The sequence below is a fragment of the Salinibacterium sp. CAN_S4 genome (genome assembly GCF_015752305.1).
Taxonomy (GTDB): Bacteria; Actinomycetota; Actinomycetes; order Actinomycetales; family Microbacteriaceae; genus Rhodoglobus.
Genome location: NZ_JADOVB010000001.1, coordinates 173,333 through 189,170 on the forward strand (window position 1 = coordinate 173,333; position 15,838 = coordinate 189,170).

The following is a 15,838-nucleotide window of genomic DNA, read 5'->3' on the forward strand; positions in this document are numbered from 1 at the left end:
AGCCCGTCAGGTACGGATGACCGCAGCGCTGTGTGCGGTAAGCGCTATTGATCCCGACTCCACCGCGGGGCTGCCCGAGGTCGCCAGCAGTACGTCGCCCGCCGGAGCGGGGACGTCGAGTGCCTCGTTCGAGAAGTTGATGAGGACGCTGACGCCGGGTCGATCCATCCTGAACCACTTCGCGGCCTCGTCGAACTCGCACGTGATCGAGTCGAATGCCGGATCGGTGAGCCCGGGCAGCTCGCGACGCAGGGCGATCAGCCGCTGGTAGAGCGAATACAGCCTGGCGTGGGCGGGCTCGTCGAGCTCGCTCCAGTCGAGCTTCGAGTTCGTGAACGTGGACAGGTCCTGGGGGTCTGGCACCAGATCCGGATCCCAGCCCATCTTCTCGAACTCGGCGATGCGGCCTTCAGCGGTGGCCGTGCCGAGTTCGGGCTCAGGATGCGACGTGAAGAACTGCCACGGCGTCGACGCGCCCCATTCCTCGCCCATGAACACCATGGGCGTGAACGGGCCCAGCACCGTCACCACGGCCGCGATGGCCTGCTGCTGCGCATCGAGCGTCTCGGTTAGCCTGTCGCCGGTGGCGCGGTTGCCGATCTGGTCGTGATCCTGGGTGAAGGTCACGAGCCTCCAGGTGGGCACAGCATTGCGATCGATCGGTACGCCGTGGTTGCGCTCACGGAATGACGAGTAGGTTCCGTCGTGGAAGAAGCCGTGCGTCATGGTCCTCGCGAGTGCGTCGAGCGAGTCGAAGTCCGCGTAGTAGCCCGTCGTTTCCCCCGTCAGGTTGACGTGGGCCGCGTGATGGTAATCGTCGCTCCATTGGGCGGTGAGCCCATAGCCGCCATCGGATCGCGGCGTGATGAGCTTCGGGTCGTTGAGATCGGACTCGGCGATCAGTGTCAGGGGCCGGCCGAGGGATTCGCTGAGGCTGTCCGTTCTCTCCGCCAGCTCCTCGAGCAGGTGCTTATCGCTTGAATCGACGAGCGCGTGGACGGCATCGAGCCTCAGCCCGTCGACGTGATAGTCACCCATCCACATCAGGGCATTCGCGATGATGTATTCGCGGACTTCGGCTTCAGCGAGGTTGACGGTCGTGCCCCAGGTATTGGAACTCGCGTCGTCGAGATACGGTCCGAACTGCGGAAGGTAGTTCCCGCTCGGCCCGAGATGGTTGTAGACGACATCCTGGATCACACCGAGACTGCGTTCGTGGCACGCATCGACGAACCGCTGGTACGCCGCGGGCCCACCATAACCTTCGTGCACCGCGTACCAGAGCACGCCGTCGTAACCCCAGTTGTGGGTTCCATTGAACCCGTTCACCGGGAGCACCTCGACGAAGTCGATTCCGAGTTCCACGAGATGGTCCAGCCGTGCGATGGCCGAATCGAGGGTCCCCTCCGGCGTGTACGTGCCGATGTGGAGCTCGTAGATCGTAGAGCCGGCGAGCCCCCGACCTGCCCACTGGCTGTCACGCCACTGGTACGTGGTGGTGTCGAAGCTGCGGGAAAGACCGTGCACCCCGTCCGGCTGTCGGCGGGATCGCGGATCCGGCAGGGCAGTCGTGGAATCGTCGATCAGGTAGCCGTAGTCGACGCCGTCGACCCACTCCGCCCTGTCCCGCGGAGTCCACCAACCACCGCCGACGCTGTCGAGCGAGATGCTGTCGGTTCCGAGCACGAGCGTCACCTTCGAGGCGCGCGGTGCCCACAGTTCGAATGCCATCTAGACCTCCCTCGTTGCCAGCAGCGCGACGGGGTAGCGTGCAAGCAGCACGCCGACCTCCAGTTCGCCGCCGTCGTATTCCGCGCCGGTGATGAGATCGATGATCGGCCTCTGGGGCAGCAATACGGTAGTCGCACCCCAGCCGCCTCGAGCCTCCAGTCCGATGGGCAGTCTGGTTGCCAGCGTGACAGCGCCACCCCTGTCGAAGGCCACGAGGTGCTCTGCCGCCTCACCGATCGCCGCCATCGGCGCATAGCGTGTGAAGAGCTCAGGTCGATCCCGACGCAGTCGAAGCGCGGCGCTCGTCACCAACAGTTTGGCGGCTCCCGTCGAATCGATCGGTGGATGCGCTCCGCCATCGATCGCGGCGAGCAGAGCCCGGCGCTCGACGAAATCCACGTCCCTGCGGTTGTCGGGGTCGACGAGTGAGGTCTCCCACAGCTCGCTGCCCTGGTACACGTCGGGCACTCCGGGAGCGGTCAGCTGGATCAGCTTGGCGGCGAGGGAGTTGGACCACCCTGGCTGCGACACGCGATCGACGATGGACGCGACGCGCTCAGCCGCGCGCGGGTTGTCGAAGGCGCTGTCGACGAGCGCGTGCATCCGCGCCTCGAATTCTTCGTCGGGGGCCGCCCAGCCCGTCGAGTTGCCGGCCTCACGCGCCGCCTTCTCGGCGTAGGCGTGGAGTCGTTCGCGGGACGCCGGCCACGTGCCGACGATCGACTCCCAGAGCAGGTTCTCGAGTGGACCGTCTCCCAGGGGAGCGAGTTCGCGAAGCTTGGTCAGGGTCGAACGCCACTCTTCGGGGATCTCTGACAGCACGTCGATGCGCGCGCGCACGTCCTCGCCGCGCTTGGTGTCGTGGGTGCTGAGCGTCGTCAGCGAGGCGGGGAATACGGCATGCCGGTTCTCCTGGCGCGAATGGAACTCGTCGAGCCCGATCGAGAATTCGGAGGGATCGCCACCGACCTCGGTGAGGGAAGCAAGCCGTGAATACCGATAGAACGCCGTGTCTTCGACCCCCTTCGCCATGACCATGCCCGTGGTCTGCTGCAGCCGCTGGGCGGCAGGATGTGACGGGTTGCTCAGCAGCGGAAGCAGCACATCAAAGGCATCGTCGAGGTCGGGACGGCGATGACGCGCGTCAGCGAACGCCTCGTGGAGATGCTCGAGTCCGTGAGGCAGGTATGAGCGGTAGACCGGGAAACAGGCGGCGATTTCGGCGATGGCATCGTCAGCCTCTCCGGTGGACAGCGTGCCGGTGTCGTCGGCCAGCATCCGTGCGATCCGCAGGATCTCGGACCGCAGAATGCCGTCAGCGATAGCCCGCTTCGTGTCGTGGATGAGGTCGAGCCACGACTGTTTCGGCGCATCGTCGATGCTGGCATCGAGTCGGTCCAGCCTGTGCCGTCCTGCCGGGTCGACGAGCACGCGGTCGATGTCGCCGAGGGCGTCGTATCCGGTGGTTCCCGCCGCCTGCCAGTGGGTCGGCATGCGTTCGCTGCCCTCGAGAATCTTCTCGACGAGTACGTAGGCGGAACCCGTCGCTCTCGCGAGGTCGTCGAGGTACGTTCCGGGGTCGAGCACGCCGTCGGGGTGGTCGACTCTCAGCCCGTCGACGAGTTCCTCGTCGAACCAGCGCACGATTTCGGCGTGCGACTCGTCGAAGACCCACGGGACCTCGACCCTGATGCCGGCCAGGGAGTTGACGGCGAAGAACCTGCGGTAGTTGAGCTCGGAATCGGCGCGACGCCAGTTCATGAGCTCGTAGTGCTGCCGGTCGTGGACGGTGCGAGCATCGGCTCCGTCATCCGCGGTGCCCTCGGCGATCGGGAAGCGCTGGTCGTAATATGCGAGCTGCCCGTCGATGATCGAGAGTTCCGGTGTCTCTTCGTCGCCGAGCACGGGAATCCGGATGCGGCCGTTGCCGAAGTCCCAGTCCACATCGAAGGCTTCCGCATACCGCGACGCAGGGCCGTGCTCGAGCAGGTCCCACCACCACGGGTTCGTCGCGGGGCTCGCGACGCCGACGTGGTTCGGCACGATGTCGACCAGCACGCCCATGCCGCGACCGTGCGCGGCGGCGGAGAGAGCATCCAGCCCCTCAGCTCCGCCGCGCGCCGGATCGATGATCGAGTGGTCGATCACGTCATAGCCGTGGTCAGACCCCTTTTCTGCTGCGAGGATCGGCGACAGGTAGACCCAGTCGACACCCAGCAGTTGCAGGTAGTCGACGAGATCTGCCGCAGCATTCAGGTCGAATCCGGCCCTGATCTGAAGCCGGTATGTCGAGATCGGGATGCTCAGGATGTCTTCTCCTTGCCAGCACACAGCACCATGACTGAGCGTCCGCCGACGGTGATGGATTCACCGGCGAGGACGTTCCCCTCCGGCTCTGTCGCGATGGTGGTGTCGAGCACGAGATCCCAGTGGGCTCCGTACTCGGCGGAGGGGAGTTCGAAGGTCACTCCCTCTTCCGAGGCGTTGAAGTACAGCAGGAAGTTCGCGTCGCTGATGTCCTGGCCACGAGCATCCCGCGCACGGATTCCGTCACCGTTCAGGAACATGCCGATCGACTTGACGTAGTCGACGTCCCAGTCCTGGTCGGTCATCGCCGAAGCGTCGGTGCTCATCCATTCGACGTCCCGCAGTGGCTCGCCCTCGGCGCGCTTCACGGGTCGCCCGGTGAAGAACCTCTTGCGCCGGAAGACCGGGTGGTTCGCCCTGAGGGTCGCCACCATCGACGTGAACGCCATGAGTGATTCATCGGTGTTCGCCCAGTCGACCCAGCTCAGCTCGGAATCCTGGGCGTAGGTGTTGTTGTTCCCGCTCTGGGTGCGACCCATCTCGTCACCGTGCAGGAGCATGGGAACGCCCTGCGACAGGAACAGCGTGGTGATGAAGTTGCGCTGCTGTCGCGCCCTGATCTCGAGCACGGCCGGGTCATCCGTCTCGCCCTCAGCACCGCCATTCCAGGAACGGTTATGCGATTCGCCATCGTTATTGTCTTCGCCATTGGCGGCGTTGTTTTTCTCGTTGTACGACACGAGGTCGCGCAGCGTGAATCCATCGTGGGCTGTGACGAAGTTGATGGATGCCACCGGCCGCCGACCCGACGCCTCATACAGTTCAGGCGACCCGCTCAGCCTGCTCACGAATTCGCCGAGGGTGGCGGGCTCGCCGCGCCAGAAGTCACGGACGGTGTCGCGGTATTTGCCGTTCCACTCTGTCCACTGCGGGGGGAAGTTTCCCACCTGGTAGCCGCCGGGGCCGATGTCCCAGGGCTCGGCGATAAGCTTCACCTGCGAGACCACCGGATCCTGCTGCACGAGTTCGAAGAAGGTCGACAGTTTGTCGACGTCGTAGAACTCACGGGCGAGAGTGGATGCCAGGTCGAACCTGAAGCCGTCCACGTGCATTTCGGTCACCCAGTAGCGCAGCGAATCCATGATGAGCTGCAGGGAGTGCGGGTGACGCACGTTGAACGAGTTGCCCGTTCCCGTGTAGTCCATGTAGTGCTTCATGTCGTCATCGACGAGCCTGTAATACGCGGCGTTGTCGATTCCCCTGAACGAAATGGTCGGGCCGAGGTGGTTTCCCTCAGCCGTGTGGTTGTAGACGACGTCGAGGATGACCTCGATGCCGGCGTGGTGCAGCGCTCGCACCATGCTCTTGAACTCGAGCACCTGCTGCCCGTGGTCACCGGTCGACGAGTATGCGGCGTGCGGTGCGAAGAAGCCGATCGTGTTGTAGCCCCAGTAGTTCGACAGTCCCTTGTCCTGAAGCACCGAGTCGTTGACGAACTGGTGCACCGGCATCAGTTCGATCGCGGTGATTCCGAGCTTCTGGAGGTGCTCGATCACGGCGGGATGAGCGATGCCCGCGTAGGTGCCGCGCTGCTCTTCCGGGATATCAGGGTGCGTTGCGGTCAGTCCCTTGACGTGGGCTTCGTAGATGACGGTGTCGTTATAGGCGATCCTCGGTGAGGATTCTCCGGTCCAGTCGAAGTACGGGTTCACGACGACGCCGAGCATCATGTGGCTCGCGGAGTCCTCGGTATTCTCGGAGTCCTCGTCACCGAATGTGTAGGAGAACAGCGACTGGTCCCAGTCGATGTCGCCGCTGGTGGCCTTCGCGTACGGGTCGAGCAACAGCTTCGATCCGTTCGCGCGCTCACCCTTGGCCGGGTCGTAGGGACCGTACACACGGTAGCCGTACAGCTGCCCTGCCTGCACGGTGGGGAGGTACGCGTGCCAGATGAACGCGTCGACCTCGGTCAGGGGGATGCGCGTTTCCACGCCGTCATCGAAGAGACACAGCTCGACTTTTTCGGCAGCTTCGCTGAAGATCGCGAAGTTCGTGCCGCTTCCGTCGAAGGTTGCACCCAGGGGGTATGCCGTTCCCGGCCAGCTCTCTACCATGACTCAGTCGACCGAAAAGGATGCAGTTGCAGTTGCGAGGGAACCATAGTTCTCAACGCTACCGGAGGGCTGGATGTGGGTTGCATGATAGGTAAATTGCTCTCGTTCGATGAAGCCGAGCACACATCGTGCGTCTCGTTCGGGGTAGCGGCGGTCGCAGACCCGCCACTCGTGCATCGAGATGATGTCGAGGCGGATGTCGCTGGTAGTGGGTGGGGCCGTGTTGTCAGATTGCATAAAAGAACCTCCGGCATCGATTCTAGGCAGCGCCGGGTGAGCGCCCGTGGGGGTTGTGCTCGGGTGATTCTGCCGGTATCTATCCGGGAAAACGGGGGCTGATCAATCGACCGAGTCGAACCGACTCGACTAGGTTGGCTGCATGGCCCAGTCCCCACCGTCAGTTTCCATAGTGATCCCGGCGTGGAACGAGGAAGACACGATCAAGGCCTGCGTCCTGGCGGCCCTCGACCAGACGGTTCCTGCGCTCGAGGTGATCGTGGTCGACAACAGGTCGACGGATGGCACGGCGCAGGTCGTCCATGCCCTGCAGCTCGCCTTTCCGGATGCGCCACTGGTCTACCTGCAGCAGAATGACGTGCAGGGACTCATCCCCACCCGCAATTTCGGGCTGGACCACGCGCGCGGCGACATCCTGGGCCGGATCGACTCGGACTCAGTGCTCGAACCGACGTGGGTCGAAGAGGTCCAGAAGGCATTTGCCGATCCTGTCGTGGCGGCGTGCACGGGGCCCGTCATCTACTACGACATGCCGCTTCGCCGGTTCGGTGCCATCACGGATGACGCCGTGCGGCGGGCCTTGATCGTCATCACGCAGGATTACCATCTGCTGTTCGGCAGCAACATGGCCCTTCGTGCGACCGCGTGGCGGCTCATCCGGTCCGAAGCGTGCCTCGACCCCGAGGACGAACTCCACGAAGATATCGACCTGTCTATTCACCTCCACGAGCACGCGCTGAAAGTGGTGTACTCCTCAGACATGGTGACGGGCATGTCCGCCAGGCGGCTCGACAACAATCCGCGCGAGTTTTACAACTACGTGATGCGGTTCGAGCGCACGTACAAGAAGCACAAAGTGCGCAGCATCGCCCTGCGGGCGCCCATGGCGATCCTGATGTCGGCGTATCCGGCGCTGAAGGCGATGCGGGCCGGGGAGTTGCTCAAGGAAGCAAACGAGCAGCGCAGGGAGCAGCGATCACTGGAGTAGGGGACGGCGAGCGCTCGGTCGCCCTGCTGCGCGGAATCAATGTCGGCCCCACGACGAAGGTGCCGATGGCGATCCTGCGCACCCTCTTCACCGACGCGGGAGCGACCGATGTGGTGACGCTGCTCAACAGCGGCAACGTCGTCTTCGGCGGAGTGGTGGATGCGGCGGCTCTCGAAGCGCGGATCGCCACCGAGACCGGGGTGAACACGAGCATCCTCGTCATCGACCCCGCGCGATTCCGGCGGATCGCCGCAGCCTTCCCCTTCGAGGGGGACGAGTCGAAGCTCACCATCACTTTCATGTCGGTCGTTCCTGGGCACGTCGAGGTGCCGGTTGACCTCGCGCCCGAACTCGTCGAGGTCGGTGCAGAGGCGGTGTACCAGTCGATGCCGGAGGGAATCTCCGCAACGAAACTGAAGCCATCGTTCTGGCGGCAGTTCGGTCGCGACGCCACGGCGCGCAACCTGAGGACGGTCTCGAAACTTGTGGCACTGCTCGACGACACCGCATCAGGCAATCCGTCGTAAGCTGGGGTCGAACACGGGAGTCCGGTGAGCCGGGCTGAGAGGAAGCTTCTCCAAGCTTCGACCGTCGAACCTGATCTGGATCATGCCAGCGCAGGGAGGCAATCTCGAAACCCGTGCCATTTCATTCGAAAGGCACGATATGACTACAACACTCTCCACTCCGCAGGATACGACCCTGGGTTCGCGCTTCCGCTGGCGCGTCGTCGACATCGTCGTAGCCAGTGTCATCGGCGTCGCGAGCGGGCTCGTTTTCGTGGTGTGGAACGTCGCATCCAATCCCGTCACCGACCCTCTCGCGGCGCTTCTGCCTGGCTTGCAGGCCGTCGGCGGCGGATTCTGGCTCTTCGCCGGTGTGCTGACCGCCATCGTGGTCCGCAAACCGGGAGCCGCGCTCTACGGCGAGCTCGTCGCCGCGACGGTGTCGGCGCTCATCGGGAACCAGTGGGGCCCCCTGACCCTCGTCAGCGGCGCCGTTCAGGGCCTCGGAGCCGAACTGGTCTTCGCGATCTTCCTGTACGCCAACTGGCGGGTCGGGGTCGCGATCCTCGCCGGGGTGGGAGCCGGGCTCGGCATGGCCGTCACCGACCTCACCCTGTGGTACCCCGGCTCTGACACGCCGTTCATCATGATCTACACGATCTCGGCCATGGTGGGCGGCGCTCTCATCGCGGGCCTGCTGTCGTGGCTTGCCATGCGTGGCCTCGCCCGCACCGGTGCGCTCAACCGCTTCGCTGCGGGTCGCGAGATCGCGACACGCGTCTGAGCACCGTCACTCCCGCGTCCGTCGCCATCTCCGGCTGGGGATGGCGGCACGCTGGGCGACTCGCGTGGGCCGTCCGCGACCTCGACCTCAGTATCGAGCCCGGCCAGCGCGTGCTGCTGCTCGGGGCATCCGGTGCAGGCAAGTCCACCCTGCTCCACGCGCTCGCGGGAGTGCTCGCCGACGACGAGGGCGAGCACGAAGGAACGATGCTGGTCGACGGGCACAGACCGGCCCCCGGTCGTGCCGGGCTCGTGCTCCAGGATCCGGACAGCCAGCTGATCCTGGCGAGGGTCGGTGACGATGTCGCCTTCGGCTGCGAAAACCTCGGTGTGCCGCGGGATGAAACGTGGAGACGGGTTCGCGAATCTCTCGACGCCGTCGGGCTCGCTGTGCCGCTCGATCGTTCCACCACGGCGCTCTCGGGTGGGCAGAAGCAGCGGCTCGCGCTCGCGGGAGTGATCGCCATGCGGCCCGGCCTGATCCTGCTCGATGAACCGACGGCGAACCTCGATCCCGTCGGCGTTGCCGAGGTGCGCGACGCCGTGTCAAGGGTCGCGCAGCAGACCGGAGCGACGCTCGTTGTCATCGAGCACCGGGTGGCCGTGTGGCAGCACGTCGTCGATCGGGTCGTCGTGCTCGGCGCGGGCGGTGGAGTCGTCGCCGACGGCAATCCCTCGAGCGTTCTCGAGGCTCGGGGTGCGGCACTCGCGGCCGGCGGGGTCTGGGTTCCGGGGCATCCACCGCCTCTTCCGAACCGACGGCAACGGCGGGCACCGGTCGCAGTGCTCGACACAGAAGGGCTGGCGGTCGGACGGTCTCGAGAGGCAGTGCAGTCCGGGCTCGACCTGAGCGTCTCGAGCGGGGCGACCCTCGCGATCACCGGGTCCAACGGCACGGGGAAGTCCACGCTCGGGCTCACGCTGGCCGGGCTGCTTCCGCCGGTCGGGGGAGTGGTGACGGCGAGTGACGTGCTGGCGGACGGCGCAGGGCCGCATCCGATCTCCTGGCGTTCCCGCCAGCTGCTGACGCGCATCGGCACGGTGTTCCAGCAACCGGAACACCAGTTTCTCGCATCGACAGTGCGAGCCGAGCTGTCTGTGGGCCCCATTGCCCTCGGTCTGAGTGCGGCCGAGACCGACTCGAGGGTGACGGAATTGCTCGAGCGGCTGCGGCTGGCCAGGCTCGCCGAAGCGAACCCGTTCACACTCTCGGGCGGCGAGAAGCGTCGGCTCAGTGTCGCGACGATGCTGGCGACGCGACCGGGAGTGCTCGTGCTCGACGAACCGACGTTCGGACAGGATTCCCGCACCTGGGCCGAGCTCGTCGCCCTTTTGGCCGAGCTCGTCGACGACGGCACAGCTCTCGTGGCCATCACTCATGACCTCGACCTGGTGGATGCCATCGCGGACTCCACGGTCGAACTGACATGACCGCCGTGAACCCCGTGGCCAGGCTCGGCGCGGCACTGCTCCTGGCTCTCTGCCTCGTGCTGACCATCGACTGGGTCTCGGCGAGCGTCGCCCTCGCGCTCGAACTGATAGCTTTCGCCATCATCAGGATGCCGGCCCGGCAGTTCTGGCTGCGGACACTGCCGGTCTGGATAGCGGCTCCACTCACGGGCGTCACGATCGCGCTGTATGGCCGCACCGAAGGCACGGTCTTCTTCGAGTTCGCCTTCGCCCGGGTGAGCGAGGGTTCCCTCACACTCGCCATCGCGACCGTGCTGCGCGTGCTGGCCATCGGACTTCCGGCCGTGGTGCTGTTCGTGACGATCGACCCGACGGAACTCGCCGATGGCCTCGCGCAGCGGTTGCGGCTGCCCGCCCGGTTCGTGCTGGGCGCTCTCGCCGGAATGCGACTCATCTCCCTGTTTCTCGAAGACTGGCGCTCGCTCGAGCTGGCTCGCCGCGCCCGCGGGGTCGCGGATAGTGGCCGGATCCGGCGCCTGGCCGGGCAGGCGTTCGCGCTTTTCGTGCTGTCGATCAGGCGGGGGAGCACGCTGGCGACGGCCATGGAGGCCCGGGGATTCGGGGCGGACGTCGACCGCACCTGGGCCCGTGAATCCCCCTGGGGCGCGCGGGAGTGGTTCGTGATGGCCGCGGGGCTGTCGATCGGACTCGTCGCGATTGCGGCGGCCGTGGCATCCGGGAGGTGGAATTTCATTGTCGGGCAGTGACGCTGCGGGAACCGCGCGGGCGCGGCGGATCCTCATCGATGGCCGCTCCGGGTCGGGCAAGACCGAACTGGCGCGAGCGCTGGTGGACGGCTGGCCCGGGTGCCAGCTCGTGAGACTCGACGACCTCTATCCGGGGTGGGATGGGCTCGATGCGGGCAGCAGGGCCGTCGCCTCGATCCTCACCACGGCGCGCTGGCGAGCGTGGGATTGGGCGGCGGGAGTGCCCGGTGCCCGGCATGAGCTCGATGCATCAGCTCCCATCGTGATCGAGGGAGTCGGCGCGATCAGCAGGTCATCGCTGGCGCTGGCGGATGTCGCGGTATGGGTCGACCTCGACGACGCGACTCGCAAGTCGCGCGCCCTGAATCGTGACGGCGACGCTTACGCGCCGTTCTGGGATCGCTGGGCGCAGCAGGAGGAGCGGTTCATGGCGAGAGAGAACCCCCGCGCCCTGGCGAGCATGCTGGTGGACGGGCGCGACACCGCCGCCATCCTCGGCAACGTCAGTCGCGCAGCGCGTTCCTGACTGTCGACTGATCTCGACTCAGCCCTTGATCCAGGCCTGGGTCACTCCGCCGCCACGGGGGTGAGTGGTGAGCGCGTCACCATCGCAGGTGAGTTCGACCCCGACCGAGTCATCTAGGTCGGCGTTCAGCACGCCGTAGGGCACGGGGTCGAGTGGGGTGCCGTTGAGATCTGCCACGGTCGTGATGATGGTGCCTGTCGCGTCCCAGTCGCGGGGGATCGCCACGTTCTCGTCGATGTACGAGGCTCCGGTCGCCGTGCCCGTGTGGGTGGTGGTGACGGTCTGGAGCTGGCCTTCCGCGGGCACCGAGGTCATCGTCAGTGTGTAGGCGGACTCGATCACGACAGCACCGTCGATGTCCCAGGTCATGGACTGGTTCCCGGTCGTGGCGACGTCGACGCCAACTCCCTGTGCTGCGATATTGGCTTTGACATCTTCGGCGAGCTTCGCCATATCCAGATTCCAGGTGTGCCCCTGGGCGCAGGCGGCGATGCCCGAGAGGGGCACGACGGTGCCCTGCGGTTCGATGAGCGAACAGCCACCGAGCCCGAACACGATCGCTGCAGACAGCGCGACCGACGTCGCTCGATGGGTCGAAAACACGGTGCCTCCTGATCAGAACTTACGTTTGGAATCATACGTGGCGCGGCACCTGCCCGGTGCAGCCCACGCGCTCAGCCCCAGCCGAGCTCGTGCAGCTGTTCGTCGTCGATGCCGTAGAAGTGGGCGATCTCGTGCACGAGGGTCACGTGGATCTGCTCTTTCAACTCTTCGAGATGCGCCGACACCTCCAGCAACGGTTCGCGGAACAGGATGATCCGATCCGGCAGTTCCCCGAAGCCGTAGTTTCCCCGTTCCGTCAGTGCCACCCCGTCGTACAGCCCGAGCACATCGAGTGATCCATCCTCCGGACGGTCCTCCGTCACGAAGATCACGTTGTCGAGCCCGTCGACCATGTCGTCGGGCAGCAGGTCGAGTTCGTCGATCACGAGCTTCTCGAACTGCCCGGCGTCGATGTCGGAGAGTTCGGGTCGTTCAGAGTTCATGGTCACCCTTCATCCGTTCGATCTCGTCGAGCAGTGTGCCCTGCAGGTAACCGAGCCAGTCGTAGACGTCGAGCATCGCCTGGTCGCCGGTGCCGTCGTCTCCATCCTCTTCGATGTGCAGTCGTGCCGCGAGCGTCAGCCTCAGGTCGGTGAGGGTCCTCAGCCAGGACTGCGCCGACTGCTCGTCGAGTTCGACGGGATCGGTCGCGACGGTAGCGACGACGATGTTCGCATTGGCGATCTTGCGATCGACGAGCCCCAGCTCGGTAAGCCGACGATGCTCAGTCGACGCGGCGTCATCATTGCGGTAGGCATCAGGAAGAAGCCGAGCGAGAGCGGGATCCAGCGGCGCGCTCTCCGAGCCGCCTATTCCCAGTTGCGCCAGCAGGGCGGCGGTCGCGGCCTGCTCCGGATCACCGCCAGGCTCGACTCCCGTCCGGTCTCCCAGCAGCACGATGAGCTGCCCCGCGAGGTCGCCCAGCAGCTCCGCCTCGAAGCTCTGCAGCCGAGCCGTGATCACGGGCCCCGAATGCTCGAACGGGATCACGACTCGTCCTTGGCCAGGGTGGCCCAGAGGCCGAAATCGTGCATGGCCTCCACGTGGCGCTCCATTTCTTCCCTGCCTCCGGATGCCACCACCGCTCGTCCCTCGTTGTGCACGAGCAGCATGAGCCGTTCGGCTTCGGGACGGGGATGCCCGAAGTAGCTGCGGAACACGTAGGAGACGTACGACTGGAGGTTCACCGGATCGTTCCACACGATGGTGACCCACGGGGTGTCCGGCAGTTCGGCTGTCTCGAGGAAGGTGTCTCGTTCGAGCGTGGGAATCGGCATCCAGACCTCCCTGCAGTGAAGAATTGGGTGCCAAAACGCACCTGGGACAAAAAAGAAACGGCCTGACCTGGGTCAGACCGTTTCCGATGGGGTGAACGACGGGGCTCGAACCCGCGACATCCGGCTCCACAAGCCAGCGCTCTGCCAACTGAGCTACGCCCACCATGGAATGCTTTGCGCAATTTCACGCTAGGCAACCTGACAAGTGTAATGCCTTTCAGGCAAATGCAAAACCGCTACAGCCGCTCCGCGAAGTCTTCGACCACGGCCGTCGAGATGGCCTGGACCTGTTCGGTCGTCGGTCCGGGCTCCTGCACGAAGACCGCCTTGCGGTAGTAGTCCAGTTCCCTGATCGATTCGCGGATATCGGCGAGTGCCCGGTGTCCACCATCCTTCGACGGCGCGTTGAAATACACGCGGGGGAACCACCGACGCGACAATTCCTTGATGGATGACACGTCGATGCTGCGGTAATGCAGGTGGCTGTCGACGCGGGGCATGTACTTCGCGAGGAAGGTGCGGTCGGTGCCGATGGTGTTGCCGGCAAGCGGTGCGCTCTGCGGCGTCGGCACGAATTTCAGGATGTATTCGTTCACGGCGTATTCGGCATCCGCGAGAGACACGCCGTCCGGGACTTCGTCGATGAGCCCGCTCTCGGTGTGCATGTTGCGCACGAACTCACCCATGTTGTCCCATGCGGTCTGATCCGGCTTGATCACGATCGAGAACCCGGGGTCGAGGGGCTGCAGGTTGTAGTCGGTGACGACAACGGCCACCTCCACGAGTTCGTCGACCGAGATGTCGAGTCCGGTCATTTCGCAGTCGATCCAGACCAGCAGGTCAGAGTGGGAAGCCATGACCCGAGCTTACCGCCGGGGTGGGGCGTCGGCCGGGGCGCCGGACATCAGCCCACCTCGCCCGCGGTGATCGCTTCGGCTTCGACCTGGTCGCTCTCGCCCCCGGCGTGATCGACCCGATTGAGCGCGCGACGGCCCAGCGTGATGATGAGTGCCGAGATGACGACGGATGCCGCGGCCACGAAATACGGAGTGGCGGCGGTGAACAACCCGGCGAGCACCGTGGCCAGCGGAGGGGCGACGGCTCCACCAATGAAGCGCACCGAGGAGTATGCGGACGACGCGACGGAGCGCGGCAGATCTGTCGCTTCCATCACGCTCTCGGTGAGCACAGTGTTCACCACTCCGAGCATTGCCCCACCGGCGATCACGCAGGTCACGAGGCCGACCTGGGAGTCGACGAAGGCTCCGGCAGCCACGAGATCGAGCGCGAGCAGGGGAAGCATCACGCGCAGCACGACAGTTCGCGGCAGCCGCCGGGTCAGCAGCGGTGCAATCCACACCGACGTGATGGCGAGGGCAACACCCCAGCCGAAGAACGTGAATCCGATCCCGATGGCCCCGAATCCGAGCGGGAACGGCGTGTACGCGAGCAGCACGAAGAAACCGATGTTGTAGAAGAGTGCGGCCGCGGCGAGCACGGCAATGGCAGGGTTCGCGAGGGCCCGCAACGGTGCGGAGAGCCGCGTCGGCTGAAGGGTGGAGCGATCCTCCTTCTCCAGCAGCACCGCAATCGCGATGAATCCGATGGCCATCAGGGTCGCCGTGCCGAAGAACGGTCCGCGCCAACTCACCGAGCCGAGCAGTCCGCCCAGCAGGGGCCCGATCGCGATTCCGAGACCCAAGGCCGCCTCGTAGAGGATGATCGCCGCTGAGGTGCCTCCGCTCGCGGCACCGACGATGGTGGCCAGCGCCGTGGAGATGAAGAGCGCGTTTCCGAGACCCCAGCCCGCGCGGAAGGCAATGACGGCCTCCACATTGCTGCCGAGCGCCGCAAGAAGGGCGAAGACGACGATGACGGCCAGCCCGATCATGAGGGTGCGCTTGGGACCCAGGCGGCTCGAGATGAAGCTCGTGATGAGCATCGCGAGGCCTGTGATGAGCAGATAGCTCGTGAAGAGTAGCTCGGTTTCGGTGGGGGTAGCCGACAGGTCCTCGGCGATGACCGGCAGGATGGGGTCGACGAGTCCGATGCCCATGAAGGCTATGACGCACGCGAAGGCGACAGCCCAGACCTGTTTCGGCTGTGTCAGGATGCTCGATGTCGATGCTGTTCTCACGTTCGGAGTGGCGCTCATGCTGCCACCGCCGCTGCGTCGACCCTGGCGGCCAGAATGCGGGTGGCGTGTTCGAGTACGCGCCAGTCACTCTCCGACAGCTCGTCGAACATGGGAGTGGTCGCCTGGGCGAGCTCGTGGCGCCAGTTCACGAGTGCATCATGGCCCTTGGGGGTGATCGCGATGAGCCACGCCCGGGAGTCTTCAGTATCGGCGATCCGAAGCACCCATTCGTCTTCGACGAGATTCTGCAGCAGCTTCGTCATTCCCGGCTGGCTGATACGCGCGGCTTTCGCGAGCTCGCCGATCCTGTGCGGCCCGTCCGTCCGCAGCACGGCGAGAGTCGACCAGACCGCCGATGAGACTGATGAGCCAGTCCATCTGGCAGCGATCCGCGTGAGTTTGTGGGTCGAGCCGATGAGCGACTCGATGACGACTGTTGTATCCATCCTTCA

Annotated in this window: 17 protein-coding genes and 1 tRNA gene; 6 read left to right on the plus strand and 12 right to left on the minus strand. The window is 65.2% G+C overall.

Going from position 1 to position 15,838, the window contains the following annotated elements:
- Positions 1-6 precede the first annotated feature (6 nt).
- Genes treZ through IWX81_RS00900 form a run of 4 tightly spaced genes read right to left on the minus strand, consistent with a single transcriptional unit; the run spans position 7 to position 6,389 of the window.
- Positions 7-1,731: a malto-oligosyltrehalose trehalohydrolase gene (gene treZ / locus IWX81_RS00885; protein ID WP_199279408.1), complete on the minus strand. Its 1,725-nt coding sequence runs from the start codon at positions 1,729-1,731 to the stop codon at positions 7-9.
- A complete protein-coding gene (gene treY, locus IWX81_RS00890; RefSeq protein WP_199280367.1) occupies positions 1,732-4,038 on the minus strand; it encodes a malto-oligosyltrehalose synthase in 2,307 nt (768 codons plus the stop codon).
- Entirely contained in the window at positions 4,035-6,152 is a 2,118-nt protein-coding gene (gene glgX, locus IWX81_RS00895; protein ID WP_199279409.1) for a glycogen debranching protein GlgX, read from the minus strand. The genes treY and glgX overlap by 4 nt, the downstream gene beginning before the upstream one ends.
- Positions 6,153-6,155: 3 nt before the next feature.
- Positions 6,156-6,389 (minus strand): hypothetical protein, encoded by a 234-nt coding sequence (locus tag IWX81_RS00900; protein WP_199279410.1) that lies wholly within the window; start codon positions 6,387-6,389, stop codon positions 6,156-6,158.
- A gap of 142 nt (positions 6,390-6,531) precedes the next feature.
- Here IWX81_RS00900 and IWX81_RS00905 point away from each other — a divergent pair, with 142 nt between their 5' ends.
- From IWX81_RS00905 to IWX81_RS00930, 6 genes are all read left to right on the plus strand, one after another.
- Positions 6,532-7,377, plus strand: coding sequence for a glycosyltransferase (locus tag IWX81_RS00905; protein ID WP_199279411.1), 846 nt, complete (start codon positions 6,532-6,534; stop codon positions 7,375-7,377).
- A 23-nt stretch (positions 7,378-7,400) separates the two neighbouring features.
- Positions 7,401-7,904: a DUF1697 domain-containing protein gene (locus tag IWX81_RS00910; protein WP_334593301.1), complete on the plus strand. Its 504-nt coding sequence runs from the start codon at positions 7,401-7,403 to the stop codon at positions 7,902-7,904.
- Positions 7,905-8,043: 139 nt separating this feature from the next.
- A complete protein-coding gene (locus IWX81_RS00915; protein WP_199279412.1) occupies positions 8,044-8,667 on the plus strand; it encodes an ECF transporter S component in 624 nt (207 codons plus the stop codon).
- 26 nt (positions 8,668-8,693) lie between these two features.
- A complete protein-coding gene (locus tag IWX81_RS00920) occupies positions 8,694-10,097 on the plus strand; it encodes an ABC transporter ATP-binding protein (protein WP_334593303.1) in 1,404 nt (467 codons plus the stop codon).
- Complete coding sequence (locus IWX81_RS00925) at positions 10,094-10,843, plus strand: energy-coupling factor transporter transmembrane component T family protein (protein ID WP_199279413.1); 750 nt, start codon at positions 10,094-10,096, stop codon at positions 10,841-10,843. Before IWX81_RS00920 ends, IWX81_RS00925 begins: the two co-directional genes overlap by 4 nt.
- Positions 10,830-11,369 (plus strand): ATP-binding protein, encoded by a 540-nt coding sequence (locus IWX81_RS00930; protein WP_199279414.1) that lies wholly within the window; start codon positions 10,830-10,832, stop codon positions 11,367-11,369. The genes IWX81_RS00925 and IWX81_RS00930 overlap by 14 nt, the downstream gene beginning before the upstream one ends.
- 18 nt (positions 11,370-11,387) lie before the next feature.
- Here IWX81_RS00930 and IWX81_RS00935 read toward each other — a convergent pair whose 3' ends face one another.
- The 8 genes from IWX81_RS00935 to IWX81_RS00970 form a co-directional block, all read right to left on the minus strand.
- A complete protein-coding gene (locus IWX81_RS00935) occupies positions 11,388-11,972 on the minus strand; it encodes a hypothetical protein (protein ID WP_199279415.1) in 585 nt (194 codons plus the stop codon).
- A gap of 71 nt (positions 11,973-12,043) precedes the next feature.
- On the minus strand, positions 12,044-12,415 hold the full coding sequence (locus IWX81_RS00940) for a metallopeptidase family protein (protein WP_199280369.1): 372 nt from the start codon (positions 12,413-12,415) through the stop codon (positions 12,044-12,046).
- Positions 12,405-12,962: a DUF2017 domain-containing protein gene (locus IWX81_RS00945; protein WP_199279416.1), complete on the minus strand. Its 558-nt coding sequence runs from the start codon at positions 12,960-12,962 to the stop codon at positions 12,405-12,407. The genes IWX81_RS00940 and IWX81_RS00945 overlap by 11 nt, the downstream gene beginning before the upstream one ends.
- Positions 12,959-13,249: an ATP-dependent Clp protease adapter ClpS gene (gene clpS / locus IWX81_RS00950; RefSeq protein WP_199279417.1), complete on the minus strand. Its 291-nt coding sequence runs from the start codon at positions 13,247-13,249 to the stop codon at positions 12,959-12,961. The genes IWX81_RS00945 and clpS overlap by 4 nt, the downstream gene beginning before the upstream one ends.
- Positions 13,250-13,336: 87 nt before the next feature.
- Positions 13,337-13,412: transfer RNA gene (locus tag IWX81_RS00955), tRNA-His, on the minus strand.
- Positions 13,413-13,485: 73 nt separating this feature from the next.
- Positions 13,486-14,106, minus strand: coding sequence for an oligoribonuclease (gene orn / locus IWX81_RS00960; protein WP_199279418.1), 621 nt, complete (start codon positions 14,104-14,106; stop codon positions 13,486-13,488).
- A 47-nt stretch (positions 14,107-14,153) separates the two neighbouring features.
- Positions 14,154-15,404 (minus strand): MFS transporter, encoded by a 1,251-nt coding sequence (locus tag IWX81_RS00965; protein WP_199279419.1) that lies wholly within the window; start codon positions 15,402-15,404, stop codon positions 14,154-14,156.
- A complete protein-coding gene (locus tag IWX81_RS00970) occupies positions 15,401-15,832 on the minus strand; it encodes a MarR family winged helix-turn-helix transcriptional regulator (RefSeq protein ID WP_199279420.1) in 432 nt (143 codons plus the stop codon). Before IWX81_RS00970 ends, IWX81_RS00965 begins: the two co-directional genes overlap by 4 nt.
- Between the last annotated feature and the right edge of the window lie 6 nt (positions 15,833-15,838).